Source organism: Actinomadura rugatobispora (genome assembly GCF_042656285.1).
GTDB lineage: Bacteria > Actinomycetota > Actinomycetes > Streptosporangiales > Streptosporangiaceae > Spirillospora > Spirillospora rugatobispora.
This window is the reverse complement of the sequence record NZ_JBHSON010000015.1, coordinates 83,687-106,996: the sequence shown is the minus strand read 5'-3', so window position 1 is coordinate 106,996 and position 23,310 is coordinate 83,687. Positions and strand designations below refer to the sequence as shown.

Below are 23,310 nucleotides of genomic sequence, written 5' to 3'. Positions count from 1 at the left end.
GAGTAAACATTATGGAAACGTTTCCAGAAAACGGGTGATCGTGAGAAGATGCCGCCGGACGCGGCGGAGGGGAGCGGGCATGGCGGCGGAACGGGACGCGGGCGGCCGCCGGTCGGCCACGATCAAGGACGTGGCGGCCGCCGCCGGGGTCGGCATCGCCACCGTCTCCCGCGTCTTCTCCGGCACCGGCTCGGTCAGCCCCGCCACCCGCGAACGCGTCCAGGCCGCCGCCCGCGAGCTGGACTACCGGCCCAGCGCCCTGGGCCGCGGGCTGAAACTGCGGCGCAGCGGCGGCATCGGCCTGATCGTCCCCGACGTCACCGACCCGTTCCGCGCCGACCTGGTCGCCGGCGTGCTGGCCTGCGCCCGCACCTTCGGCGAGCACGTGATCCTGGACGCCGCGCACGGCGACCCCGCCCGCGAGGCCGAGATCGTCGACCGGCTCGTCGAGCAGCGGGTGGACGGGATCATCGCCGTCCCGGCGGGCACCGAGGCGGCCTGGCGCGCCCCCGCGGGCATCGGCGCCAGCGTGGTGTTCGCCGACCGCGTGCCGCCCGGCCTGCGCGAGATCCCGGCCGTGCTGGCCGACGACCGCGCGGGCGTGCGCACCCTCACCGAGTACCTCGTCGGCCTCGGGCACCGCCGCATCGCCTTCCTCGGCGCCGCCCCCGCCTCCCCGGGGGGCGACCGGCCCGCCCCGGCGGCCCCCGGGGAGGAGGACAGGGCCGGGCCGCCCGCGCAGGTGCGGGAGCGGGCGTTCCGCGACACCATGGCCGCCCTGGGCGCCGGCGTGGACGAGGACCTGGTGGTCGCCGCCCGGCACGAGCGCGACAGCGCCTTCGCCGCCGCGGCCGGGCTGCTGCAGCGGCGCGGCGACGTCACCGCCGTCCTCGCCGCCGGGCACCTCCTCGGCGAGGCCGCCGTCCTGGTGGCGCGCGAACTCGACCTGCGCGTCCCCGCCGACGTCTCCATCGCCATGGTGGACGACGTGCCCTGGGCCGAGCTGTGCGACCCGCCCCTCACCACGGTCGCCCGGCCCGGCCACGACATCGGCTACCGGGCGTGCGAGCTGCTGCTGCGCGACCGCACCCGCCGCACCCGGCGCGGCCCCGTCCTGCTCCCGGCCGAACTGGTCATCCGCGGCAGCTGCGGCCCGCCCCGCCCGGCCCGGTCGCCCGCGCGCCCGGCCTGAGCACGGGCCGGGAACCGGAGAGCGAACCGGGGTGGGAGTTGCGGTGAAACCCGGTGTGAAAGAAGGTTCCGCCGTGATCGTGCTTGCCCGTACATGATGACCGCCGACACGCTAGATTTCCGGGGTGGAGGAGATCGATCGTCAGATCATGGCGTTGCTGGCCGACGACGGCCGGATGAGCTTCACCGATCTGGCCAAGGAGACGGGCCTGTCGGTGTCGGCCGTGCACCAGCGCGTACGGCGGCTGCAGAAGCGCGGCGTGATCAAGGGGTTCACCGCCCAGCTGGACAACGAGCGGATCGGGCTTCCGCTCACCGCGTTCGTGTCGATCAAACCGATCGACCCGGCCGCGCCCGACGACGCCCCCGAACGGCTGGCCCACCTGGCCGCCATCGAGGCCTGCCATTCGGTCGCGGGCGAGGAGAGCTACATCCTCAAGGTACGGGTGGCCTCGCCCAACGAGCTCGAGGACCTGCTCCAGAAGATCCGCGCCGCGGCCAACGTGGCCACCCGCACCACGGTCGTGCTCAGCACCCCCTGGGAAGGGCGCCGCCCGCCCCTGTGACCGCCCCGCAGGCGGCCCCGGGCGACGTCCGTCCCCCCGCACCCGGGCGCCCGGCCTCAGGAGCCGGGCCTCAGGCGCCCGGCCTCAGGTGCCCGGGGCGAAGGCCTGCAGCGCCTCGCGCGCCCGGAACATCGCGTCCCACGGATCGGTCTGCGGCCCGGTCAGCTCCTGGTCGAAGTTGAGGTCCACGAACAGCTCGGTCACGCCCTGCGCGGCGATGTCGTCGAAGTCGGCGCGGATCTCGTCGTGCGACCCGGTCAGCGGGCGCCGGTCCCGCCGCGCCGCCTCCCGCACGCGCACCGCGGCCCGGCACACGAAGCGCAGCGCCGACGGGTCGCGCCCGGCCTTCTCCGCCGCCTCCCGGACGATCTCGATGGAATCGCCCAGCGCCCGCGGATCGGCGCGGCTGGAGCTGACCCAGCCCGCCGCCAGCCGCCCGGCGCGGCGCAGCGCCGGCTCGGCCGTGCCGCCCAGCAGGATCGGCGGCTCGGGGGACTGCAGCGGCGCGGGCTCCATGACCACCGGCGGGAAGCGGTAGAACTCCCCGTCGAACCGGCTGACCTCCTCGCCCCACAGCGACCGCAGCGCCCCCAGGAACTCCTCGGCCCGCTCGCCCCGGCGCTCCATCGGCGCCCCGGCCGCGGCGAACTCCTCGGGCATCCAGCCCAGCCCGAGCCCCAGGTCGAGCCGTCCCGCGCTGACGTGGTCGAGGGTGGCGGCCTGCTTGGCCAGCAGCGCGGGGGAGTAGAACGGCAGGTTGACCACGGCCACGCCCAGCCGCACCCGGCTGGTCTGCCCGGCCAGGTAGGCCAGCGTCACCAGCGGATCGGGCACCGCCCGGTAGGTCAGGTCGGACGACCCGGCCGGGTTCAGCAGCCGCTGCAGTGTCCAGACCGAGTGGTAGCCGAGCTCCTCGGCCTGCTGTGCGATCAGCACCTGGTTGGCCGGGGTGGCCCACCCTCCCGACACCGGCACGGCGAACCCGATCAGCATGTTCTTCCTCCCCTGTCTCGAACCCTGTCCCGAACGGCGCCGGCCCGGGCACCCTCCCCGGCGCCCTCCCCGGCGATGGCGACCCTATCCGCCGGGAGCATCCGATTCCCCGGTGGCCAGGAACCGGTCGATCACCGCGCCCCAGGGCGCGGGATCCAGACCTCTTCCGGCCACCCAGCCGTCGTCGTGCCAGGTCCGCGCCTGCCGGTCGCCGGCGTCGCAGACCAGCGAGACCACCGTGCCGCCGGTTCCCTGCTCGCGCATCCGCGCGACCAGGTGCAGCGCGCCCCACAGGTTGGCGCCGGTCGACCCGCCGACGGCCCGCCCGGTGGCGGCCCGCACCGCCCGCGCCCCCGCGACGGCCGCCGCGTCCGGCACCGGCAGCATCAGATCGACCAGGGACGGCAGGAAGCCCGGCTCCATCCGCGGCCGCCCGATGCCCTCGATCCGCGACGGCATGCCCGTGGCGTAGTCGTGCGCCCCGGTCAGCCACCCCTGGTAGTACGCCGAGTTCTCCGGATCCACGACCGCCAGCCGGGTCTCCAGCCCGTGGTAGCGGATATGGCGTCCCAGCGAGGCGGCCGTGGCGCCCGTCCCGGCGCCCGCCACCACCCACGCCGGCGGCCCCGCCGCCTGGGCGAACAGCTCCCCGGCCAGGTCGTCGCCGCGCCAGTCCAGCGCCCGCTCCGCCCAGGTGAACTGGTCGAGGTAACAGCCGCCGGTGTCGGCGGCGAGCCGCCGCGCCTCCTCGTAGATCGCCAGTGGCGGGGTGACGAAACGGCACTCGCCGCCCAGCGCCCGCACCGGCTCGGCCCGGGCCGCGCTCTCCTCGCCCGGCATCACCGCGATGTAGGGCAGGCCCAGGAGCCGCGCGAAGTGGGCCTGCGCCACCGCGGCGTTCCCGCCCGTCGCCTCGATCACGGTCGCGCCCTCGGTGAGGCGGCCCGTCGCGATCGCGTGCCGGAACAGCGCCCGCGCCGCCCGGTGCTTCAGGCTCCCGGTCGGATGCGCGGACTCGTCCTTGAACAGGAGCGTGACGCCCCGGTCGCCGGGGAGCGGGAAGCGGAGAAGGGGAGTGGGCCCGGCGGCCTCGCGCTCGGCGGTCAGCCGCCGGATCGCCTCGGCCGCCCAGCGCCGCGAGTCCTTGCGGGTCGGGTCGTCGTCTGCCACACCGCCCATGAAACCAGCCGCGCGCCGCGGCCGCGGGGCCGCGGCCGGTGATCTTGGTCGGGGGGAGGTCAGGAGGAGGTGACGATGAAGCTGGAGTTGCCGAACCCGACCTCGTCGCCGGGACGCACCCGGGTCGGGCCGGTGAGCCGCCAGCCGTTGACGCGGGTGCCGTTCATCGACCCCAGATCGGAGATCATCCAGCCGTCGTCGTTGCGGTAGATCTCGGCGTGGAACCGGGACACGGTGAGATCGGTCAGGATGAACTGGCAGCCCGGCGCGCGGCCCACCACGATGCGGGTCAGGCCCGCCGGCGGCAGCATGAAGCGCGGCAGCCGGGGCGCCCGCCAGGCCGCCTCCAGCCGCGCGGTCGCCTGGGACACCGAGGAGATCAGCCCCGTCAGCCGCCCCACCACCCGGTTCGTGGGCGGCAGGTCGTGCACGATGTCGGCCAACTCCGCCTGGCTCTGGGCGCGCAGCACCTGGTCGACCCGGCGCTCGAACGTCTCGTGCGACATCCGGCCCTCGGCCACCCGCTCACTGAGCACCTGCAGCACCCGGTCGCGTTCCGTGTCGGACGCTCTCACCGGGTACGAGGGCTGACCGTCCATAGCTGTGAGTATCCAGATCCGTCCGTCGCCTGTCCAGAAAAGATCGCACGCGGCGGGCAGATGATCGTTCTCACCCGCCCCCCGCGTGTTGGACGCCCGCGCGACACCGGAAGTTCGGTCAGCGCGACAGCAGGTCGCGGGCGATGTGCGTCACCTGGATCTCGTCGGTGCCCGCGTAGATCTGGAACGACTTGGCGTCGCGGGCCAGCTGCTCCACCCGGTACTCCGACATGTAGCCGTTCCCGCCGAACAGCTGCACCGCCTCCATCGCGACCTCCGAGGCCGCCTGCGCCGAGTACAGCTTCATCGCCGACGCCTCCGCCAGCGTGGGCGTGCGGCCCGCCCGCTGCATCTCGATGTGCCGGAACACCAGGTTCTGCACGTTGAGCCGGGCCACCTCCATCTTGGCCAGCTTGAGCTGGATGAGCTGGAAGTCGCCGATCCGCTGCCCCCACAGCTCGCGCTTGCGGGCGTAGTCGACCGACAGCGCCAGGCACTCCTCGATGACGCCCAGCGCCATCGCCGCGACCCCGGCGCGCTCGGTCACGAAGTTCTGCTTGGCCGACTCCTTGCCGCCTCCGGCGCCGGCGGCGAGGAGCCGCTCCGGGCCCGCCTGCACATCGTCGAGGAACAGCTCGCCGGTGGGGGAGGAGTGCAGTCCCATCTTCCGCAGCGGCCTGCTCTGCTCCAGGCCCGGCATGCCGCGGTCGAGCACGAAGGTGAGGATCTCGCGGTCGCGCGGGTCGCCGCCGTCGTCGAGCTTGCAGTAGAAGACGACGGTGTCGGCGTGGGGGCCGTTGGTGATGAAGGTCTTGCTCCCGTTGAGGACGTAGCCGTCGCCGTCCCGGCGGGCGGTGGCCTGCATGCCGCCGAACGCGTCGGAGCCGGAGTTGGGCTCGGTGATCGCCCACGCCCCGACCTTCTCGAAGGTGAGCAGCTCCAGGGCCCAGCGGCGGCGCTGCTCGGGCGTCCCCCGCTTCATGATCGTCCCGGCGGCCAGGCCGAGGCTGACGCCCATCGCCGACACCAGCCCGGGCGCCACCCGGCACAGCTCGATGATCGGCAGCATGCTCATCGCGGCGTTGCCGCGGCCGCCGCCGGGAGCGCCGTCGTCGTCGCCGGTGCTCTCGTCCTCGCCCCCGCCCGCCTGGTCCGCGGCGGCCTCGGCACGCTCCATCCGGGCCTCGAAGGACGAGCGCGCCAGCTCGTCCATGCCGAAGGTCTTGTAGAGGCCCCTGATCAGGTCGTAGGGCGGCAGTTCGCCCGACTCCAGCTCCTCGAGCCGGGGCCGCACCTCCGCGTCGATCCAGCCGCGCACCGCGTCCCGGATCATCAGATCTTCCTCGGACCACTCGATCATGTCTCGCCTCGCCTCCGGCCTCCGCCTGGTGACCGCCCATCCAAGCAGAAACTGAAAGCGCTCGCTTACTCGGGGTCCGCGCCGGGCCCGCCTCGCCGAACCCGCCCCGCCGGACCTACTTCTCGAAGGAGACCACGTCGGCCAGCACGCCGCCCGCGTCGGTCAGCCGCTCCTCGGCCGGGCTGTCGTAGACCACCATCAGCTTGGGGCGCCCGGCCGAGTCGGTCTCGTCCAGCACCGCGATGCCCTCGGCGTGGTCGTCCCCCTCGCCGTAGGGCAGCTCGCCCACCACCGGCAGGTCCTCGGCGTGCACGACGCCGGGCGCGTCGATCCCCGCGGCGCCCGGCCAGCGCACCACCCGCACCGGGCCGTCCAGGTCCATGCTCGGCCCGGTCAGGACGAGCAGGTCGTCGCCGTGCGGGCACAGGTCGCGCACGCCCAGCCCGCCCAGGTCCAGGAAGTGCATGCGGTACGGCTCGTCGTCCTTGCCGACCGGCCGGGGACGCAGCCGCGCCGGGTCGTCCGGGTGGGTCTCCAGGTGGACCTCCATCAGCGCGGCCCAGCCGCGCAGCACCGGCCCCCGGAAGCCGATGAAGAGACGCTCGCCGTGGGCGGCGATGCCCTCGATGTCGATCCCGTTGTCCTTGCTGGGGACCGACAGGAACGGCGCCAGGTGCGGGTCGTCGGCCAGCATGTCGGTGAGGGAGTCGCCGTGCCCGCCCAGGACGGCGGCGGTGCGGCCGCCGTCCTCGCGGACCGCCTCCGACAGCCCGTCCTCGCCGGGGGCCAGCGGCAGCCGGGCCAGGATGAACCGGTTGTCCTCCCGGACCACCGTCGCCAGCCGCTTGCGGGCCTTGGACCCGGTCTGGCCCGGCTTGATCTTCTTGCGCTTGAGGCTGTGCGACCCGACCGCCCAGAGCCAGCCGTTGCTGCGGGCCAGCCCCTCGATGTCGGCCTCCTCCTCCGGCCCGGCGGGCAGCGGGACCAGGTCGGCCAGCCGCACCGTCCGCTGGCCGTCGTATCCGGTGATGTGCCCGGAGGGGTCGGTGGTCGCGGTCAGCCGCTCGATGGTGGCCGTCTCGTCGCCCGCCACCCACAGGCAGCGGCCGTCCTGGCGTACGGCGGACAGGTTGGTGTGCGTCTCGGCCTCGCGGCTCTCCTGCGCGAAGCGGAGCTCGATGCGGCGTTCCACGATCATGCCGCCGATGGTGTCACAGATCCCGCGGACGGGCGGAAGGCTCCCAGCGAACATGCAGGTACGGGGGCTTGCGGAAAACGAGCCCGTGTGCTTGGGGCGCCGGTCCGGGGGCGGGGCGGAGCCCGGGCAGCCGGGCCAGCACGGCCTCCAGGAGGGTCCGCGTCTCCAGCCGCGCCAGGTGCGCGCCGAAGCAGAAGTGCGGGCCGTGCGCGAACGCCAGGTGCTCGGCGGCGTTGGCGCGGCGCACGTCGAAGCGGTCCGGATCGGGGAAGACGGCGGGGTCGCGGCCGGCCCCGGCGATCGACACCCTGACCAGGTCGCCCTTGCGGACCCGGACGCCGCCCAGCGGCGTGTCGGCGGTGGCGTACCGGTCCACCACCGAGGCCGCCGGCTCCAGCCGCAGCGACTCCTCGATCGCGCCGGGCAGCAGGCCCGCCGGGTCCCTCCGCACGAGGTCGAGCTGCTCCGGATCGCCCAGCAGGTGCAGCAGCGCGTTGCAGATCATGCCCTCGGTGGTGTCGATGCCGCCGAACATCAGCACGGCGGCGTCGGCCACCACCTCCGCAGCAGTCAGGCCCTCCTCCTGGCGGGCGGCCTCGGTGAGCAGCGGCGCCGAGCCGGGCGCCGCGACCGCCTCCTCGACCGAGGCCCGCAGCCGCGCGTACGCCTCGTCGGCGCCCCCGGACGGGGCGCGGCCCGCGGTGATGTCGGAGACGGCGTCGACGAACTCCCCGTACCAGGACCGGATCGTGGCGGCGTCCACGCCCTCCAGGCCCAGTGCCTCGGCCACCACCGCGACGGCCAGCGGCCCGGCGAGCTCGCCGCGCAGCTCGGCGCGGCCCGCCGGGACCAGCGCGGTGACCAGGCGGTCCACCTCCGCCTCCACGAACGCGGTGAAGCGCTCGCGGGTCTGCGCGGGCCGGAACGGGCGGGCGAACGGCTCGCGGTGGCGGGCGTGCGCCCGGCCGTCCAGCGACAGCATGCTCGGCCCCAGCAGCCGCGCGGTGGAGAAGCGGGGGTCGTCCACCGTGAACGCGGCGGCGTCCCGCATCACCCGCAGCGCCAGGTCGCGCGAGGTCACCAGCCAGCCGCCGAGCGCGGGCAGCCAGGACACGGGCTCGTGCGCGCGCAGCCGGGCCAGCAGCGGGTGCGGGTCGTGCTCCAGCTCGGCCACGGTCGAGGCCGCGCCGACGGGGAAGCGGTCGGCGGGCGGGCTCTCGGGGTCGGACATCACGCCGCAAGGGTACGTCCTCCCCAGGTGTGATCTACAACGTAAAGGCACCGGGCCCGCCCGGCCGTCCCGCGGCGGCCCGCGACCGCCGGTCAGGCCGCGGTGGACGAGGTCCTCCACCAGGTCCGGCCGGCCTCGGGCAGCGTGTGGATCGGGTCGTAGTACTCGTACCGGCGGGTGAGCGCGTCGGGATCGGCGGCCTCCAGCCCGGTGCGGTAGTTCTTGGTCCAGTACGAGATGCCGCGCTCGCGGTCGTAGTCGGCGAGCTGGTGCACCCAGCGCTTGCCGACATAGGGCACGTCGCACACGATCCGCGGGGTGGCGAACCCGGGCAGGTAACCCATGATCGCGTGCTGCAGCTCCTGCGCCTCCCACACCGCCACCCGCCAGTGCTCGCTGTGCGGGATCATATCGCACATGTACAGGTAGTACGGCAGGATCCCGGCCTCGTCGAGCAGGGCGAACGACAGGTCCAGCAGCGCGTCCGGGGTGGCGTTGACGCCGCGCAGCAGCACGCCCTGGTTGCGCACGTCCCGGATCCCGGTGTCGAGCATCGCCCGCGCCGCCCTGGCCACCAGCGGGGTGAGCGAGGCGGCCGCGTTGACGTGGGTGTGGACGGCGATCTGCGCGCCGCGCTCGTGCGCCTTGGCCGCCAGCCGCTCCATGCCGGCGCGGACCTCGTCCTGCAGCCAGTGCTGCGGCAGCCCCATCAGCGCCTTGGTGGCCAGCCGGATGTCGCGGATGTTGTCGATGTCCAGCAGGGCGTCGACGAAGCTCTCCAGCCGCGGCCAGGGCAGGTTGGCCACGTCCCCGCCGGAGACGACCACGTCCCGGACGCCGGGCGTGCGCCGCAGGTAGTCCAGCATCGCCTCGTGCCGGTCGGGCGCCTTGACGGTGAACTTGTGCTTGTCGACCGCGGGCGTGGAGTTGCCCACCAGGTCCATGCGGGTGCAGTGCCCGCAGTACTGCGGGCAGGTCGGCAGCAGCTCGGCCAGGACCTTGGTCGGGTAGCGGTGGGTGAGGCCCTCCACGGCCCACATCTCGGCCTCGTGCAGCGAGTCGCGCGTGGCGTAGGGGTGGGAGGGCCAGTCGGTGCGGCGGTCGCTGAGCACCGGGATCATGTAGCGGCGCACCGGGTCGGCGTGGAACGCCTCGGTGGAGGAGACGTCCATGGTGTTGAGCATCTGCGGCGTGACCAGCATCGACATCGTGGCGCGCGCCGCCTGGTCACGTTCCAGGTCCGCGTAGAACGACTCCCCGAGCAGGTCGCCCATCACCCGGCGCAGCTGCCGGATGTTCTTGACGCAGTGCGCGCGCTGCCACTGGGCCGACTCCCATTCCGGTGTCGTGACGTCCCTCCAGCCCGGCAGCCGCCGCCAGTCGGGCTCCTCCAGCGGCCGGCGCCGGTAGACGTAGGGCTGTCGGGTGGCGTCCGGCTCGGGACGCAGGGCGGTGGTCATCGTCGACCCCTCCTCGCGCTACGCGGATGTCAGCGGATACGTCGCATAAAAGTCTTGTATAGGGCAGACGTTACGGGAAGAATTTCGATGGAACCAGTGATACTAAGTACATCTTCCGTAACCTGTGCGGTGATCGCGTCTGATGCGCGGACGGCCGGCGGCGAGGCGCGAGGAGGGGTCACATGATCGGGACCGAGGTGGGGCTGCACCGCGTGCTGGAACCCCGGGGCGTGCTGCCCCAGGCGGCCTGGCGGCTGGACCCCGACCCGCGGATCCGCCCCGACGAGGTCCGGATCGCCGTCGAACGGCTCAACCTGGACGCCGCCTCCCACCGCCAGCTCCGCACCGCCCACGACGGCGACCCCGAGGCCGTCCGCCGCGAGGTCCTGCGGATCATCGGCGAGCGCGGCAAGATGCACAACCCCGTCACCGGCTCGGGCGGGATGCTCGTCGGCACCGTCGACGAGGCAGGCCCCGACTCGCCCCTCGGCCTCAAGCCCGGCGACCGCGTCGCCACCCTGGTCTCCCTCACCCTCACCCCGCTGGCCGTCGACGACGGCCTGGCCCGCTGGGACGGCCGCTCCGAGCAGATCCCCGCCTCCGGCCACGCCATCCTGTTCGCCCGCTCCATCGCCGCCGTCCTGCCCGCCGACCTGCCGGTCCCGCTGGCCCTGGCCGTCATGGACGTGTGCGGCGCCCCCGCCCTCACCCACCGCGCCGTCGCCGCCCGCGCCGCGGACACCGTCGCCCCGGTGGTCGCCGTGCTCGGCGCCGCCGGCAAGAGCGCGTCGCTGGCGCTGGCCGCCGCCCGCGCCGCCGGCGCCGCCCGCACGGTCGGGCTCGTCCCCACCGAGGATGAGGAGCGCCGCCTGACCGCCACCGGCCTGGCCGACCGGGTGGTGCGCGCCGACGCCCGCGACCCGGTCGCCGTCGCCGCCGCGCTCGGCGACCCCGCCGACGTCACCGTCGTCTGCGTGGACGTGCCCGGCTGCGAGCACGGCGCCATCCTCGGCACCGCGCCCGGCGGGACCGTGGTGTTCTTCTCGATGGCCACCTCCTTCCCCGCCGCCGCGCTGGGCGCCGAGGGGCTGGCCGCCGACGTCACCATGCTGGTCGGCAACGGGTACGTCCCCGGACACGCCGAACTGGCACTGGACCTTCTCCGCGCCGAGCCCGGGGTTCGCTCCCTGTTCACCGCGCGGGCGGGCGGCCATTCGGCAGAATGACGCGGGTATGCCCCGCGTCCGCCGTGGAGGGACGAACCTCCCCCACACCCCCCGGGGGACGGGGAGCGGGGGAGCGCACCCGAGCATCGAGGAGGAACCTGTCATGGCCGGCATCACCGTGGCCCTGCGCGAGAAGGACCCCAAGGAGCGGCAGGCCCAGATCGTGGACGTGCTGGTGGAGACCTTCTCGCACCTGATGGAACGCAGCCCCGCCGAGTTCCGCAGGCGGTTCCGCAAGATGGCCTCCGACCCGTTCGCCTTCTACCGGGGCAGCGCCTGCCTGTTCTACGCCGACGTCATCGACGACGAGGACCCCTGGGCCGACGAGCGCACCGGCCGGGTCTGGATCCAGGGCGACCTGCACGCCCAGAACTTCGGCACCTACATGAACGACGACGGCGTGTTCGTCTTCGACGTCAACGACTTCGACGAGGCCTACGTCGGCCACTTCACCTGGGACGTCAAGCGGCTGGTGGCCAGCCTGGCCCTGCTCGCCTGGAGCAAGGCGATCTCCGACGCCGACATCCGCCGCCTGATCGAGACCTACACCCGCGCCTACGTCGACCAGGTGCGCCGCTTCGCCGACCGCGCCGGCGGCCACGAGTTCGCCCTCACCCTCGACACCGCCGACGGCTACGTCCGCGACGTCCTGATCTCCGCCCTGTCCTCCACCCGCATCGGGCTGCTGGACAGCAAGACGCTGGTCGACCAGCACGAGCGCAGCTTCCGCAACCGCGCCGGCGTCCGCCGCCTCGACGACGCCGAACGCGCCAAGGTGGAGCGCGCCTACCAGGAGTACCTGCAGACCATCCCGAAGGAGAAGCGCTTCGGCAGCCTCACCTACGAGGTCAAGGACATCGTCGGCGCCTCCGGATTCGGCATCGGCTCGGCCGGCCTGTCGGCGTACAACATCCTGGTGGAGGGGCACAGCCAGGCCCTGGAGAACGACGTCATCCTGTCGATGAAGCAGGGCAACGTCGCCGCGCCCAGCCGCGTCGTCGACGACCCGCGCATCCGCGAGTACTTCAAGCACCACGGCCACCGCACCGCCGTGTCCCGCCGCGCCCTGCAGGCCAACACCGACCCCTGGCTCGGCTACACCGAGATCGACGGGGTGGGCTACGTCGTCCAGGAGCTGTCCCCCTACGAGGCCGACCTGGACTGGTCGGGCCTGACCGAGCCGGAGGAGATGCTCTCGGTCCTGGACGACCTCGGCCGCGCCACCGCCAAGATCCACTGCGTGTCGGACACCGACTCCGACCACACCCTGGTGGGCTTCCAGGTCGAGGACGCCATCGCCTCGGCCATCGGGCCCGACGAGCACGACTTCGTCGAGGCCATGGTCGCCTTCGCCAACGAGTACGCCGCCATCGTCCGCGACGACCACCGGCTCTTCGTCGACGCCTTCAGGAACGGCCAGATCCCCGGCCTGTGACCCCGGACCGGAACGTCCGCTCGGCCCCCGGCGAGTGAAACCGGGAGCGCCTGTCACCGCAGGCGCTCCCGCGTCGGTGCGACTACGGCATGTCCCAAAGCGGACACGCTGAATCACCGGCCCGTCTTGAGGTGATATTTCGCCTCCCGTACAACGGAAGGAGCGAAAGTCAATTCGGAGGGGGCTCGATGATTGTCGTTCCAGATGCTCCATGGAAGTGCGTCCTGTGCTTCGCCGAGGATCAGGGTATTTTCGCGGGCCTGCAATGCGGGCACGGCGGGGCGGTCAATAAAGATCCGTTCCACCTGGCATGCCTGTGGAAGTGGTGGACCCAGGGCATCAACACGAAGATGCTCGAAGGGCAGGTCAACTTCGTCACGTCGTGCCCTGTCTGCAGAACCAAGGTCGGCGAGAACGAGCGCGCCACCCTGCTCCGGCAGGCATTCCAGGAGATCGAGCAGCCGAAGAACCAGTACGTCCAGCAATTCGCCGACGAACACGACGACATCGAGATCGCATTCGAGAAGGCCAGCCAGGCCATCGAACGGTTGAAGGCGGAACGGCAGCAAGGGGAATAGCCTGTTCGCCGTCGCCGAACCGGCGGCCCGCCGCTCGCTCGCAATCGCCCGCTCGGGAGACGCAGGCCGACGCGTTCTCGGTAACGGCCAGATCAGCTGGTCCGTGACCGCGCGCCGCCGCCTCCCGGGCGTGGCGCCGGCCCCGGGTCAGCGGCGCGACAGGACGCGCGCCACGGCCGCCGCGATCACCGTGACCAGGATCCAGCCGGCGGCGACCAGCGCGTACGACAGCCACTGGTAGCCGCCGGCCGGATTGAACGCCCGCTCCTGCCCCAGGTCGACCAGCGGGATCAGCAGGTCCAGGGTGTAGACGACGGGGTTGAAATGCGGGGCCTCACCGGGCTTGAGCGGCTTGGGAGGCTCCGCCCCGTACACCACGGCGCCCGCCGTCACCAGCAGCGCCAGCCACAGCAACGCCCGCCACGGCTGATACCCGTAGGCGACCGTGGCGTCCTGGACGAGTGCCCAGACCCTGCCCATTGGCGTACTCCCGCGACGGTGCGCCCGCTCCTTGGCCAGCAGCACGCGCCGTGCCTCGGCGACCTGTCCCAAGGCGGCGTAGAAGGCGGCCAGATGCTCGTACGGCTGCGGCTGGTAGCCGTCCGGGTCGAGGGCGAGCCAGCGGAGCCGCTGCTGCGCGGGCAGGCGCGGCTCGAGGCTCTCGTAGGTCAGCCCGTTGAGGGACAGCGCCTCGGGCCACCGGTCCGGATCGTCGCGCAGCAGGCCGATCCGGGCGTGCTCCAGGGTGACCGTCCCGCCGATGGGCGCGGCGGGGCGCAGCAGCAGTTCGCCCGCCTGCAGCGACCGGGCGTCGAGGGCCGTCCCGCGTGGATCGTCCAGGCGCGCGCCCTCCAGGTCGACGCGGCCGCCCACCCTGGCCCCCTCCAGCTTGACCCGCCCCACCGCCGTCAGCTCGCGGCCGAACAGGTCGGCGCCGATATCGGCACGCGACAGCCGCAGGCAGGTGCCGGTGGGATGCTCCAGGCGGGCGCCGGTCAGCAGGAGACGCCCCCCGATCCTGGCCACGACCGCGTGCACCTCGCCCCGGGCGCGCAGCCCGCGGCAGTCGAAGGTGGCGCCGACGGTGATGTTGTCGGCGGCCAGCGCGACCTCCTCCGCGCCGCCGTCCAGCCGCGCCCCGGCGAGCGTCAGGTCGTTTCCCACCTGCGCGCCCGCCAGCCGCACCGTTCCGCCGGTCACGGTCAGGTCCGCGGCGTCCACGTCGTTGACCGAGAGCTGGTCGAGCCACAGCGCGGTGCCGCCCGGCGCCGAGACCGACGCCCCGGGCATCGTGAGGAACGTGCGGATCTGGGCGCCGGGCATGCGCATCTGGCCTTCGGCGGTGAATCCGTCCTGGGCCAGGAACGGCCCCTCGACCACCATGCCGCCCGCGGCCAGGGCGATCCCGCCCGGCGCGCGGAGCCGGGCCCCGTCGAACCGGACCTCGCCCTCGATCCGCGTGCCGCGCATCGCCGTCTCGCCCTCGACGGTGATCCCGGTCGCGAGGAGCCCGCCCTTGACCGTGGCGCGGTTGAGGGCCAGCGCCCTCCGTCCGGGCGCCTCGACGACCGCGTTCTCCAACCCGAGCCGTCCTTCGATCCGGGCGTTGCGCAGCCGGAAGACGCCGGTGGCGCGGAAGCCGTCGTTGGCCTCCATCTCACCGTCCACCACCAGGCCGTCGGCGGCGACCGCGATCCCCTCGGCGTCGGGCCCGATCCGCGCGTCGCGCAGCGTGATCTCGCCGTTCACCCGGGCGCGTTCGAGCCTGAGTCCGTGGCGGACGGTGCTGCGGTACAGGTTCAGCAGGCCGTCCATGACGAGCCGGGGCGCGTTGATGGAGTGGATGTCGGAACCCGTGAGCCTGATGGTGCGGGCCGTCGCCTCGACCAGGCGGATCGGGCCGTCGAAGTGGCAGTGCTCGCAGACCACGGTGTAGGGGATCTCGGCGCCCATCAGGTCGAGGCGGCCCTCGATCCGGGCGCCGCGCAGCCGGATCGCCGGGCGCCGTCCGGGATCGGGCGGGACGGCGCCCAGCAGCAGCGCGGCGATCACCTCACCGCGCACGACACGGCCCTCGTCCCAGTCGGCGGCGCGGGAGGGATCGTCCTCGCCCGGACCGCCCGTGCGCAGATCGACCCACTCCCCGCCGGTGAACGCCGACCACACCCGCTGTTCGGTCTCGCTGAGCCGCCACTCCGCCATGGCCCCATCCTGGGGCAAAAACGATCTCAGCGGGCGAACGCCACCGCCGCCACCGAGCTGATCACCATTGCCAGGACCACCAGGATGATCGGATTGGACAGCGGATGGGGGCGCCGGGGCGGAGCCTTGGCCATCCGCGGCCGGTCGCGGGGCTCGGCCTTGGCGCTGGGCGAGGGGGCCGGCTCGGGCTCGGCGCGCTCCGGAGCCGGGGCGGGCGGGCGCGGCACGGCGATCGGCTGCGACGACGGAGGCGCCGGCCTCGGCGGAGCCGGCGACGGTGTGGGGGTGGGAGCCGGAGCCGGGGGTGGTGCGGGCGGCTCGGGCGGCTCGGGCGGCTCGGGCGGCTCGGGCGGCTCGGGCGGCTCGGGCGGGGGCGGGGGAGAGGGCGGAGGCGCAGGCGGAGGCGGTGGATGCCCGGGGCAGGCCCAAGCGGGAATGGCGACGACCACGTGCACGCTGACCACCACGTCCACCGAGATCTTCAGGCACACCGACACCAGCGGCGGGCCCACGCCACCGGACGGGCCCTTGTCCGCAGTGCCCTGAGAAGACGGCTTGGGCCCTTTCTCGGCCTTCGAGGGGGAGCCGTCGGGGTCGGGACGCGCATCCGGCGAGGGACGCCGTGAGGGCGGCACACGAACCGATGAGGTCGCCTCGGCGCTCGAACGCGAGGGGCGCGGGGACGGAATCTGCGGCCGCGACGCGTCAGACCTACGAGAAGGCGAGACCGCCGTCCCGGGACCGGATCGTGGCGAGGCCGCGGCCACCGGGCCGGTCCGTGGCGAGGCCGCCACCGGGCCAGACCGCGGGGAGGCCGCAGCCGCCGGGCCGGTCCGTGGGGAGGCCGGGGCCGCCGGGCCGGATCGTGGGGAGGCCGGGGCCGCCGGGCCGGTGCGCGGGGAGGTTGCGGCCGCTGGGCCGGATCGGGGGGATGCTGCGGCCACCGGATCGGTCCGTGGGGAGGCTGCGGGTGCCGGATTGGTTCGTGGGGATGCCGCCGCCGGGCCGGTCCGTGGGGAGGTTGCGGACGCTGGGCCGGACCGGGGGGAGGCTGCGGATGCCGGATCGGGGCGTGGGGAGGCCGCGGCCGCCGTCGGCGCGCACAGCGGCGACAGCCCGACCGCCAGCGCCACCGGTACGGCCCCGCCCGGCCAGACGGCCGACCACGATCTGGGGAGGGACACGGCACCCAATGCCGACCGCAAAGCCCTCGGGGACGCGACCCGAGACGTCCGTGACATCGACGCGGACCCGGACGCCGAGGCATAGGCGGGGTCGGGCGCCGGGTGGGTTTCCGGGCATGGCTCGGATCGGGGTGTCGGGACGGGGGCGGATTCGAGTTGCGAGGGCGAGGTCGAGCCGGTCTCTGAGCGGGGAACGGAGGCGGTTCGGGGTGCTGTGGCCGACGTGGAGCGGGAAGCCGGTCCGGGCGCTGGGCGGGGGTGGAACGGGGGTTCCGTCGGGGGCATGGTCAGCCTCCCGAGATTCGGTCGATCTCGGCGAGCGCGCCGGTGAACGCGTCGGGCCGCACGGCCAGGGCACCGGTGAAGGCGTGGGAGATGTCGATCGCCAGGTAGATCCCGATGGCCAGCAGCCCGGCCATCAGCGCCAGCGGGACGATGGTCATGCCGCGCGGCCTGGCCCCGGCCAGGAAGGGGAAGGCGACCACCAGCAGGCCGGTGAGGGCGGTGATGACCAGGAGGCCGGGCGGGGGCGTGGTGCGGGCGTCCATCGCGCGCTGGTGGCGGGCGGCGGAGATCGCGGTGACCTGTTCGAGGAAGGCGTTGCGGGCGTCCTTGTACTCGTCGTCGTCGGGCGCCCTGAGGGTGATGATCTGGCGCCGGACGGCGTCCAGACGGGTCCAGCCGCCGGGGCTGAGGCGCCCCTCGGCCATCTGCCGCCACTCCTCGTCGCGGACGAACCGCACGTAGTCGCGCAGCCCCGCGCGGGCGCTGTCGCGGGGGCCGGCGGGCAGCCGCTCGGCCGACCAGTACGCCTCGGTGACGGCCTGGGCCTCGCTGTAGGTGTTGAGCCGGGCCGAGTCGGTCGCCGCCCACGGCACGACGATCGCGACCGCGAACGCCAGCAGGAACAGCGCCGAGATCATCGACCCGGCGTGGCCGGAGGTCGGGCCGTCGGGAGCGCGGTCGTCGCGTCCGCGCCGGACCAGCCGGCCCGCGATCAGCACCACGCCCACCGCACAGACCGCCGCTAGCAGGTAGACCACCGTGCTCCTCTCACATCGCCGTAGCGGACACCAGGACATGACCTGTGACGCAGGGTGACTTTACGCGTGCGCAAGGTCATTGGGGAGTGCTTGGCCGGTGAGAGAGGTGTTGCCTACGAGGGGTGCCGTGAAGGGTCTTGCGAATATGGAGGTCAAAGCAGGAAGATCTCGATAAGAGGGCATAAGAGAAAGCAGATATTCGTGTACGGGCCGATGGCCTGATCGTGCCGCGCGGAGCGGGGCACGGGCGGGCGTGAGGGGAGGCGGCAATGGCGCCGCAGGGGAAACTCGATCTGGATCCGGATCTCGTGCGCCGGGCCCGGGTCCTGGCGGCCCGGGCCGCCGAACCGGTCATCGAGATGGCGCGCACCCACACCACGGTGTCGGTGGAGCGCGCGCTGCTGAGGATCGCCGGGCTGGCCGGGGCCGACGCCGGCGGCCGGCCGTGGGCCAACCACCTCGCCGACGCCGTGCGCGACCAGGTCGGCCTGGAGCACGGCGTGGCGCTGCCGGTCTGGGACGCCATGCTGCGCGGCCCGTACCGGTCCGCCGCGGACCTCGCCGGGGCGGCCGCGCGCGGCGAGGCGCGGTTCCGGCTGCCCGGGGGCGCCGACGCCGGGAGGGCCCGGGACGCGGCCCGCCGCGCCGCGCGCTCGGGCATCGCCCGGATCGACCGGCGCCGCGCCGAGCGCGACCGGATGCTGGCGGAGGTCGGCGACCCGCCCCGTCCCTGGATCTACCTGATCGTGGCCACCGGCGACATCTACGAGGACATCCCGCAGGCCCAGGCCGCCGCCCGGGAGGGCGCCGACGTGGTCGCGGTGATCCGCTCGACCGGGCAGTCGCTGCTGGACTTCGTCCCCGAGGGCGCCACCCGGGAGGGCTACGCCGGCACCTACGCCACCCAGGAGAACTTCCGGCTGATGCGCGCCGCGCTCGACGACGTCTCGCGCGAGCTGGGCCGCTACGTGCGGCTGACCAACTACGCCTCCGGGCTGTGCATGCCCGAGATCGCGGCGCTGGCCGGGCTGGAGCGCCTGGACATGATGCTCAACGACTGCATGTACGGGATCATCTTCCGCGACATCAACCCCCGCCGCACCTTCATCGACCAGCGCTTCTCCCGCCAGGTGCACGCCCGCGCCGGGATCATGATCAACACCGGCGAGGACAACTACCTCACCACCGCCGACGCGGTGGAGGCCGCGCACACCGTCGTCGTCAGCCAGCTGCTCAACGAGCGGTTCGGGCACGAGGCCGGGCTGGCCGACGCGCAGCTCGGCCTGGGCCACGCGTTCGAGATCGACCCCGCCGTGCCCGAGTCCTTCCGGCTCGAGCTGGCCCACGCCCAGCTGGTGCGCGAGCTGTTCCCCGACGCGCCGCTGAAGTACATGCCCCCGACCAAGCACATGACCGGCAACATCTTCGCCGGCTACCTGCTGGACGCCTTCTTCAACCTGGCCGGGGTGATGACCGGGCAGTCCATCATCCTGATCGGGATGATGACCGAGGGCATCCACACCCCCTGGCTGTCGGACCGCGACCTGGCCCTGGAGAACGTCCGCTACGTCCGCGACGCCTGCGGCGGCCTCGCCGAGGACTTCGAGCCCCGCCCCGGCGGCCTGGTCGCCGAACGCGCCCGGGGGGTGCTCGGCGAGTCGGTCGAGCTGCTGGAGCGCGTCGAGCGCGACGGGCTGCTCACCGCGATCGCCGAGGGCACCTTCGGCGTCACCCGCCGCCCGCCCGACGCGGGCAAGGGCCTGGAAGGCGTGGTGCCCCGCGCCGAGGGGTACTTCAACCCCGCCATCGAGATCCTGGACGAGGAGGACCCGCACGCCGTGCACACCGAGGAGGAGGTGCCCGCATGACCGGCCCCGGCGCGGCCCGCACAGGCGAGGCCCACGACACCGCCGCACGGCCCCCGGCCGAGCCCGCCGACACCCGGCAGGTCATCCGGCCCTACGGCGACACCACGGGCGACGGCATGGTCCAGATGTCGTTCACCCTGCCCGTCCCCGCGGGCAAGCGCGCCGACGCCGCCGCGCTTCAGCTCGCCGGGAAGATGGGCCTGGAGCCCGCCAGCGTCGTCCACTCCAAGGCCATGGGCCCCGACTACACGTTCTTCATCGTGTACGGGCGGGTCAACCACCTCATCGACTACGCGGGCATCCCCGCCCCGCCCGAGCGGGAGTACCCGCTGCTGTCGTCCAAGGAGGTCAACCTGGCGATCCGCCGCGCCCTCAACCGGCGGCTGGTCGTCGTGGGCGCGTGCATCGGGACCGACGCCCACACCGTGGGCATCGACGCCATCCTCAACGTGAAGGGCTTCGCGGGAGAGAAGGGCCTGGAGTACTACCGGGAGATCCAGGTGGTGAACATGGGGGCCCAGGTCACCGTGGAGGAACTCGTCGCACGGGCCAAGGCCGACAACGCCGACGCCGTGCTCGTGTCCCAGGTCGTGACGCAGCGGAACGCCCACGTGCACAACACCAAGCAGATGGCCGCCGCCTTCCACGCCGAGTACCCGACCGCGGTCGCCGCCGGCATGGGACGCCCCCTGCTGGTGGTGGGCGGCCCCCGCTTCGACACCGTCTCGGCCGAGGACCTGGGCGTGGACCGCGTCTTCGGCAAGGGCACCACCCCGGCGGAGGTCGCCGGCTACATCGTCCACGCGCTGCTGCCCGCCGACCCGCCCGGCGAACCGTCCACCGAGGAGGACACGTGAGCGATCCGCGCGAAGGCCTCACCGTCACGCACCGCCGCTACATCCCCTACTCGCACGCGCACTACGCGGGCGACCTCGTGGACGGGGCGTACCTGCTGGCGCTGTTCGGCGACGTGGCCACCGAGGTCAGCATCCGCTCCGACGGCGACGAGGGCCTGTTCGCCTCCTACTCCGACGTGCAGTTCCGGGCGCCCGTCCGCGCCGGGGACGTGGTGGAGACCAGCGCCACCCTCGTCCGCGCGGGCCGCCGCAGCCGCGAGATGCGGTTCGAGGCGCGGGTGGTGTGCCGCGGCCGTCCCGACAAGGGGGAGTCGGCGGCCGAGGTGCTCGCCGAGCCGATCGTGGCCGCCACCGCGACCGGCACCGTCGTGGTCCCCGGCCCGTCCGCCGACCGGCCCGGGCCGCCGTCCTGACCGTCCCGGCCGGGTGCCGGGCGCTTCGTGACAGAGTCGTTGTGAAAGGCCTTCTCGGGACGCACGGGACCCCTGTGACCGGCGGGATTTCCCACCGATGCGCCGATCATGGGGTTGAGCTGGCCGAACGTGGAGTCGCCCCAGAACATGCGGCGGTTGACAAGGCCGGGGACTTCGGTAGTTTTGCTGCAGTCCAGCACAGGACTCACCGATCGGCCGCTCACGGCGCCACCGTACCGCGCCATGACGGGATCGGCGGCGGAGTGCTCGGCGGCCGTCCAGGCCGGTGCGGCACCCGCCGGAGACCGTCCGAGCCAGGGGTGGTGACCGGTGGCCGCGTCGGAGCGGAGCCGCCCGATCGGGCGGGGGCTTGGACCCGGAAAGGGCCCGGACATCCAGTAGAAAACGGAGCTTCGTTCTCACCGCCTGTGGGACGACTTCGGCCCGAGGGATGTCACGGGCCCTCTTCCGTGCCCCTCGCACGCGCCCTCGTTTCCGGTCTCGGTCGTCCGAGCCCGCCCCCGTCGCGGCTGCGCGCACCGTCTCATCCGGCTCCGGCGTCGCCCCCGCGACCGCGCTCCACCGGCGCCTGAGTTCGGGGGTCGGGCGCGACCGGGCGCCCGTGCACGTCCCCGACCGTTCCGCCGGCACCACGGCCGCGGCGATGTCCACCAGCCGGCCGGTGTCGCCGAACGCGTCCACCGCGCCCTCCGGGCACGACGGCAGGACCCGGATCCGCCCGGCCCGCTGCACGCCGGGCCGGCATGTCGATCGGCATCGTCGGAGCGCGGTCCGGGCGTCGGCGACGTGCTCGGCCGGCGCCTCCCGTTCAGGGGACGCGGGCCGCGGCGCAGGCCGGCCGTGCGGCCTCGGCGGCGACCCGCAGCGTCGCGGGTCGCCGTGGGTGTGCCCGGCCCGGTAGCGTTCCGGCAAGCGGTTCGACGGGACGCGACCCGATCGCCGCGGGGTAGGAAGAAACGGAGGTGTCGAAGCCTCCGACGGCGGAGCAAGGAGCGGATGTGGCGCAGGAGATCCTGCCCGAACGGGCCACCGAGGGGGACGGCGGACCAGCCGGCGGTCCCGCCGGCGGCGCACCCTCCGCCGAAGACCGCGCCGCCTCCGGGCCCGCTGCCTCCGCGCCCGCCGCGCGGAAGCCTCCTCACCGTCCCCTGTACCGCGGCGGCCGGGCCGGCTGGCCCCGCACCCTGCTGGCCGTGGCCGCCGGGCTGGCCCTCTGGCTGGCCTTCCCGCCCGCCGACCTGACCCCGCTGGTCTTCCCCGGCGTGGCGCTGCTGACGCTCGCGCTGCACGGCCTGCCCGCCCGCACCGGGGCCTGGCTGGGATTCGTGTCCGGCGTGGTGTTCTTCATCCCGGTGCTGCAGGGCCTGGTCAAGATCGGCCCGGACGCGTGGATCCTGCTGGCGGTCGTCCAGGCGCTCTACTTCATCCCGATGGGCGCGGGCGTCGCCCTGGTCACCCGGCTGCCCGGCTGGCCGGTGTGGGTGGCCGCGATGTGGGTGGCCGAGGAACTGGTCCGCGGCCGCGTGCCGTTCGGCGGATTCCCCTGGGCCCGGCTGGCCTTCAGCCAGACGGCCACGCCCCTCACCCCCTACGCCTCCTTCGGCGGGGCGCCGCTGGTCAGCTTCCTCACCGCGCTGATCGGCGCCCTCCTGGCGTACGGGGTCATCGCCGTCCTGCGGGCCCGCGCCCGCGCCCGGGAGGAGACCGGGGCGCCGCCGATCCTGCGCGCCTCCGCCCGCCCCCTCGCGATCGCCGTCGCCGCCGTGACCGCGGTGATCGGCGGCGGGCTGCTGATCCCCACCCCCACGGCCGGACGGCCCGTCACCGTCGCCGTCGTCCAGGGCAACGTCCCGCGGCTGGGCATGGACTTCAACGAGCAGCGCAAAGCCGTGCTCGACAACCACGTCCGGGTCACCCGCGAGCTGGCCGCCCAGGTCAGGGCCGGGAAGGTCGCCAGGCCGGAGCTGGTGGTGTGGCCCGAGAACGCCAGCGACCTCGACCCCTACGCCGAACCCGACGCCTACCAGGCGATCGACGCCGCGGTGAAGGACATCGGCGTCCCCGTCCTGGTCGGCGCGCTCACCGACACCCCCGACGGGGAGAAGGTGGAGAACCGGGGGATCGTCTGGGACCCGGCCAAGGGCCCCGGCGACTACTACGTCAAACGGCATCCGGTGCCCTTCGGGGAGTACCTGCCGTTCCGCGACATCCTCACCCGGCTGATCACCCGGTTCGAGCGGATCCCCCGCGACTTCGCCCACGGCACCCGCGACCCGGTGATGCGGCTCGGCCCCGCCACCGTCGGCGACGTGATCTGCTTCGAGGTCGCCTACGACGGCGAGGTGCGGGACGCCGCGGCGGCCGACCTGGTGGTCGTGCAGACCAACAACGCCACCTACGGCAAGACCAGCCTGCCGCCGCAGCAGATCGCGATGTCCCGGCTGCGCGCCGTGGAGCATGGCCGTACGATCTTGGTGGCGGCGACCAGCGGCATCAGCGCGATCGTGGCCCCGGACGGCCGGATGATCGACCGGTCGCGGGAGTTCGTGCCCGACATCCAGGTGGCCTCCGTTCCGGCGCGCTCCGCGGTGACGCCCGCCGACCGGGCCGGCGCCGCACCCGAATGGGCGCTGGCCGCGCTGGCCGCGGGGGCGGCCGGCTGGGCCGCCTGGTTCACCCGCAGGAAGAACGAGGGGAATTGACGCC

At 73.8% G+C, this 23,310-nt stretch carries 19 protein-coding genes; 9 read left to right on the top strand and 10 right to left on the bottom strand.

Going from position 1 to position 23,310, the window contains the following annotated elements:
* Nucleotides 1-79 precede the first annotated feature (79 nt).
* Together ACFPZN_RS13475 and ACFPZN_RS13470 are read left to right on the top strand one after the other, a co-directional pair.
* A complete protein-coding gene (locus ACFPZN_RS13475) occupies nt 80-1,192 on the top strand; it encodes a LacI family DNA-binding transcriptional regulator (RefSeq protein ID WP_378282246.1) in 1,113 nt (370 codons plus the stop codon).
* Nucleotides 1,193-1,316: 124 nt separating this feature from the next.
* On the top strand, nt 1,317-1,757 hold the full coding sequence (locus ACFPZN_RS13470) for an Lrp/AsnC family transcriptional regulator (protein WP_378282245.1): 441 nt from the start codon (nt 1,317-1,319) through the stop codon (nt 1,755-1,757).
* An 84-nt stretch (nt 1,758-1,841) separates the two neighbouring features.
* Here the strand turns inward: ACFPZN_RS13470 and ACFPZN_RS13465 are convergent, their stop codons facing one another.
* From ACFPZN_RS13465 to ACFPZN_RS13435, 7 genes are all read right to left on the bottom strand, one after another.
* On the bottom strand, nt 1,842-2,750 hold the full coding sequence (locus ACFPZN_RS13465) for a TIGR03619 family F420-dependent LLM class oxidoreductase (protein ID WP_378282244.1): 909 nt from the start codon (nt 2,748-2,750) through the stop codon (nt 1,842-1,844).
* A gap of 84 nt (nt 2,751-2,834) precedes the next feature.
* Nucleotides 2,835-3,929 carry a PLP-dependent cysteine synthase family protein gene (locus tag ACFPZN_RS13460; protein ID WP_378282243.1) on the bottom strand — a complete coding sequence of 365 codons (1,095 nt, stop codon included), beginning with the start codon at nt 3,927-3,929 and terminating at the stop codon, nt 2,835-2,837.
* A 59-nt stretch (nt 3,930-3,988) separates the two neighbouring features.
* Nucleotides 3,989-4,528, bottom strand: coding sequence for a DUF1707 and FHA domain-containing protein (locus ACFPZN_RS13455; protein WP_378282242.1), 540 nt, complete (start codon nt 4,526-4,528; stop codon nt 3,989-3,991).
* Between the two features lie 118 nt (nt 4,529-4,646).
* On the bottom strand, nt 4,647-5,888 hold the full coding sequence (locus tag ACFPZN_RS13450; RefSeq protein ID WP_378282241.1) for an acyl-CoA dehydrogenase family protein: 1,242 nt from the start codon (nt 5,886-5,888) through the stop codon (nt 4,647-4,649).
* 115 nt (nt 5,889-6,003) lie between these two features.
* Nucleotides 6,004-7,086: a DUF3616 domain-containing protein gene (locus tag ACFPZN_RS13445; RefSeq protein WP_378282240.1), complete on the bottom strand. Its 1,083-nt coding sequence runs from the start codon at nt 7,084-7,086 to the stop codon at nt 6,004-6,006.
* A gap of 13 nt (nt 7,087-7,099) precedes the next feature.
* Complete coding sequence (locus ACFPZN_RS13440) at nt 7,100-8,317, bottom strand: cytochrome P450 (protein ID WP_378282282.1); 1,218 nt, start codon at nt 8,315-8,317, stop codon at nt 7,100-7,102.
* A gap of 92 nt (nt 8,318-8,409) precedes the next feature.
* Nucleotides 8,410-9,777, bottom strand: a complete 1,368-nt coding sequence (locus ACFPZN_RS13435; RefSeq protein WP_378282239.1) for a KamA family radical SAM protein — start codon at nt 9,775-9,777, stop codon at nt 8,410-8,412.
* Between the two features lie 182 nt (nt 9,778-9,959).
* Between ACFPZN_RS13435 and kdd the strand changes: the two genes are divergently transcribed.
* The 3 genes from kdd to ACFPZN_RS13420 all read left to right on the top strand — a co-directional run bounded on the left by kdd (nt 9,960) and on the right by ACFPZN_RS13420 (nt 13,016).
* The gene (gene kdd, locus ACFPZN_RS13430) at nt 9,960-11,003 is read left to right on the top strand and encodes an L-erythro-3,5-diaminohexanoate dehydrogenase (protein ID WP_378282238.1); all 1,044 of its coding nucleotides are present in this window, start codon (nt 9,960-9,962) and stop codon (nt 11,001-11,003) included.
* Between the two features lie 103 nt (nt 11,004-11,106).
* Nucleotides 11,107-12,438 carry a DUF2252 domain-containing protein gene (locus tag ACFPZN_RS13425; RefSeq protein WP_378282237.1) on the top strand — a complete coding sequence of 444 codons (1,332 nt, stop codon included), beginning with the start codon at nt 11,107-11,109 and terminating at the stop codon, nt 12,436-12,438.
* Between the two features lie 188 nt (nt 12,439-12,626).
* A complete protein-coding gene (locus tag ACFPZN_RS13420) occupies nt 12,627-13,016 on the top strand; it encodes an RING finger protein (RefSeq protein ID WP_378282236.1) in 390 nt (129 codons plus the stop codon).
* A 147-nt stretch (nt 13,017-13,163) separates the two neighbouring features.
* On the opposite strand, the gene ACFPZN_RS13415 is transcribed toward ACFPZN_RS13420, so the two are convergent.
* The 3 genes from ACFPZN_RS13415 to ACFPZN_RS13405 form a co-directional block, all read right to left on the bottom strand.
* A complete protein-coding gene (locus ACFPZN_RS13415) occupies nt 13,164-15,218 on the bottom strand; it encodes a translocation/assembly module TamB domain-containing protein (protein ID WP_378282235.1) in 2,055 nt (684 codons plus the stop codon).
* Nucleotides 15,219-15,244: 26 nt separating this feature from the next.
* Nucleotides 15,245-15,730 carry a hypothetical protein gene (locus tag ACFPZN_RS13410; RefSeq protein WP_378282234.1) on the bottom strand — a complete coding sequence of 162 codons (486 nt, stop codon included), beginning with the start codon at nt 15,728-15,730 and terminating at the stop codon, nt 15,245-15,247.
* A 959-nt stretch (nt 15,731-16,689) separates the two neighbouring features.
* Nucleotides 16,690-17,445 carry a bestrophin-like domain gene (locus tag ACFPZN_RS13405; RefSeq protein ID WP_378282233.1) on the bottom strand — a complete coding sequence of 252 codons (756 nt, stop codon included), beginning with the start codon at nt 17,443-17,445 and terminating at the stop codon, nt 16,690-16,692.
* Nucleotides 17,446-17,714: 269 nt separating this feature from the next.
* Here ACFPZN_RS13405 and kamD point away from each other — a divergent pair, with 269 nt between their 5' ends.
* The 4 genes from kamD to lnt all read left to right on the top strand — a co-directional run bounded on the left by kamD (nt 17,715) and on the right by lnt (nt 23,306).
* Entirely contained in the window at nt 17,715-19,313 is a 1,599-nt protein-coding gene (kamD, locus tag ACFPZN_RS13400; protein ID WP_378282232.1) for a lysine 5,6-aminomutase subunit alpha, read from the top strand.
* Nucleotides 19,310-20,170 (top strand): lysine 5,6-aminomutase subunit beta, encoded by an 861-nt coding sequence (gene kamE, locus ACFPZN_RS13395; protein WP_378282231.1) that lies wholly within the window; start codon nt 19,310-19,312, stop codon nt 20,168-20,170. Before kamD ends, kamE begins: the two co-directional genes overlap by 4 nt.
* Nucleotides 20,167-20,583 (top strand): 3-aminobutyryl-CoA ammonia lyase, encoded by a 417-nt coding sequence (gene kal, locus ACFPZN_RS13390; RefSeq protein WP_378282230.1) that lies wholly within the window; start codon nt 20,167-20,169, stop codon nt 20,581-20,583. Before kamE ends, kal begins: the two co-directional genes overlap by 4 nt.
* A gap of 1,019 nt (nt 20,584-21,602) precedes the next feature.
* Nucleotides 21,603-23,306 (top strand): apolipoprotein N-acyltransferase, encoded by a 1,704-nt coding sequence (gene lnt / locus ACFPZN_RS13385; protein ID WP_378282229.1) that lies wholly within the window; start codon nt 21,603-21,605, stop codon nt 23,304-23,306.
* Nucleotides 23,307-23,310 lie beyond the last annotated feature (4 nt).

Bases quoted from the DNA above. Each gene is read 5' to 3' on its own strand.
- ACFPZN_RS13440 (WP_378282282.1), bottom strand. From the start codon at position 8,317: ATGTCCGACCCCGAGAGCCCGCCCGCCGACCGCTTCCCCGTCGGCGCG.
- ACFPZN_RS13475 (WP_378282246.1), top strand. From the start codon at position 80: ATGGCGGCGGAACGGGACGCGGGCGGCCGCCGGTCGGCCACGATCAAG.
- ACFPZN_RS13435 (WP_378282239.1), bottom strand. From the start codon at position 9,777: ATGACCACCGCCCTGCGTCCCGAGCCGGACGCCACCCGACAGCCCTAC.
- ACFPZN_RS13450 (WP_378282241.1), bottom strand. From the start codon at position 5,888: ATGATCGAGTGGTCCGAGGAAGATCTGATGATCCGGGACGCGGTGCGC.
- kamE (WP_378282231.1), top strand. From the start codon at position 19,310: ATGACCGGCCCCGGCGCGGCCCGCACAGGCGAGGCCCACGACACCGCC.
- ACFPZN_RS13460 (WP_378282243.1), bottom strand. From the start codon at position 3,929: ATGGGCGGTGTGGCAGACGACGACCCGACCCGCAAGGACTCGCGGCGC.
- kdd (WP_378282238.1), top strand. From the start codon at position 9,960: ATGATCGGGACCGAGGTGGGGCTGCACCGCGTGCTGGAACCCCGGGGC.
- ACFPZN_RS13445 (WP_378282240.1), bottom strand. From the start codon at position 7,086: ATGATCGTGGAACGCCGCATCGAGCTCCGCTTCGCGCAGGAGAGCCGC.
- kamD (WP_378282232.1), top strand. From the start codon at position 17,715: ATGGCGCCGCAGGGGAAACTCGATCTGGATCCGGATCTCGTGCGCCGG.
- ACFPZN_RS13420 (WP_378282236.1), top strand. From the start codon at position 12,627: ATGATTGTCGTTCCAGATGCTCCATGGAAGTGCGTCCTGTGCTTCGCC.
- ACFPZN_RS13455 (WP_378282242.1), bottom strand. From the start codon at position 4,528: ATGGACGGTCAGCCCTCGTACCCGGTGAGAGCGTCCGACACGGAACGC.
- ACFPZN_RS13415 (WP_378282235.1), bottom strand. From the start codon at position 15,218: ATGGCGGAGTGGCGGCTCAGCGAGACCGAACAGCGGGTGTGGTCGGCG.
- ACFPZN_RS13425 (WP_378282237.1), top strand. From the start codon at position 11,107: ATGGCCGGCATCACCGTGGCCCTGCGCGAGAAGGACCCCAAGGAGCGG.
- ACFPZN_RS13465 (WP_378282244.1), bottom strand. From the start codon at position 2,750: ATGCTGATCGGGTTCGCCGTGCCGGTGTCGGGAGGGTGGGCCACCCCG.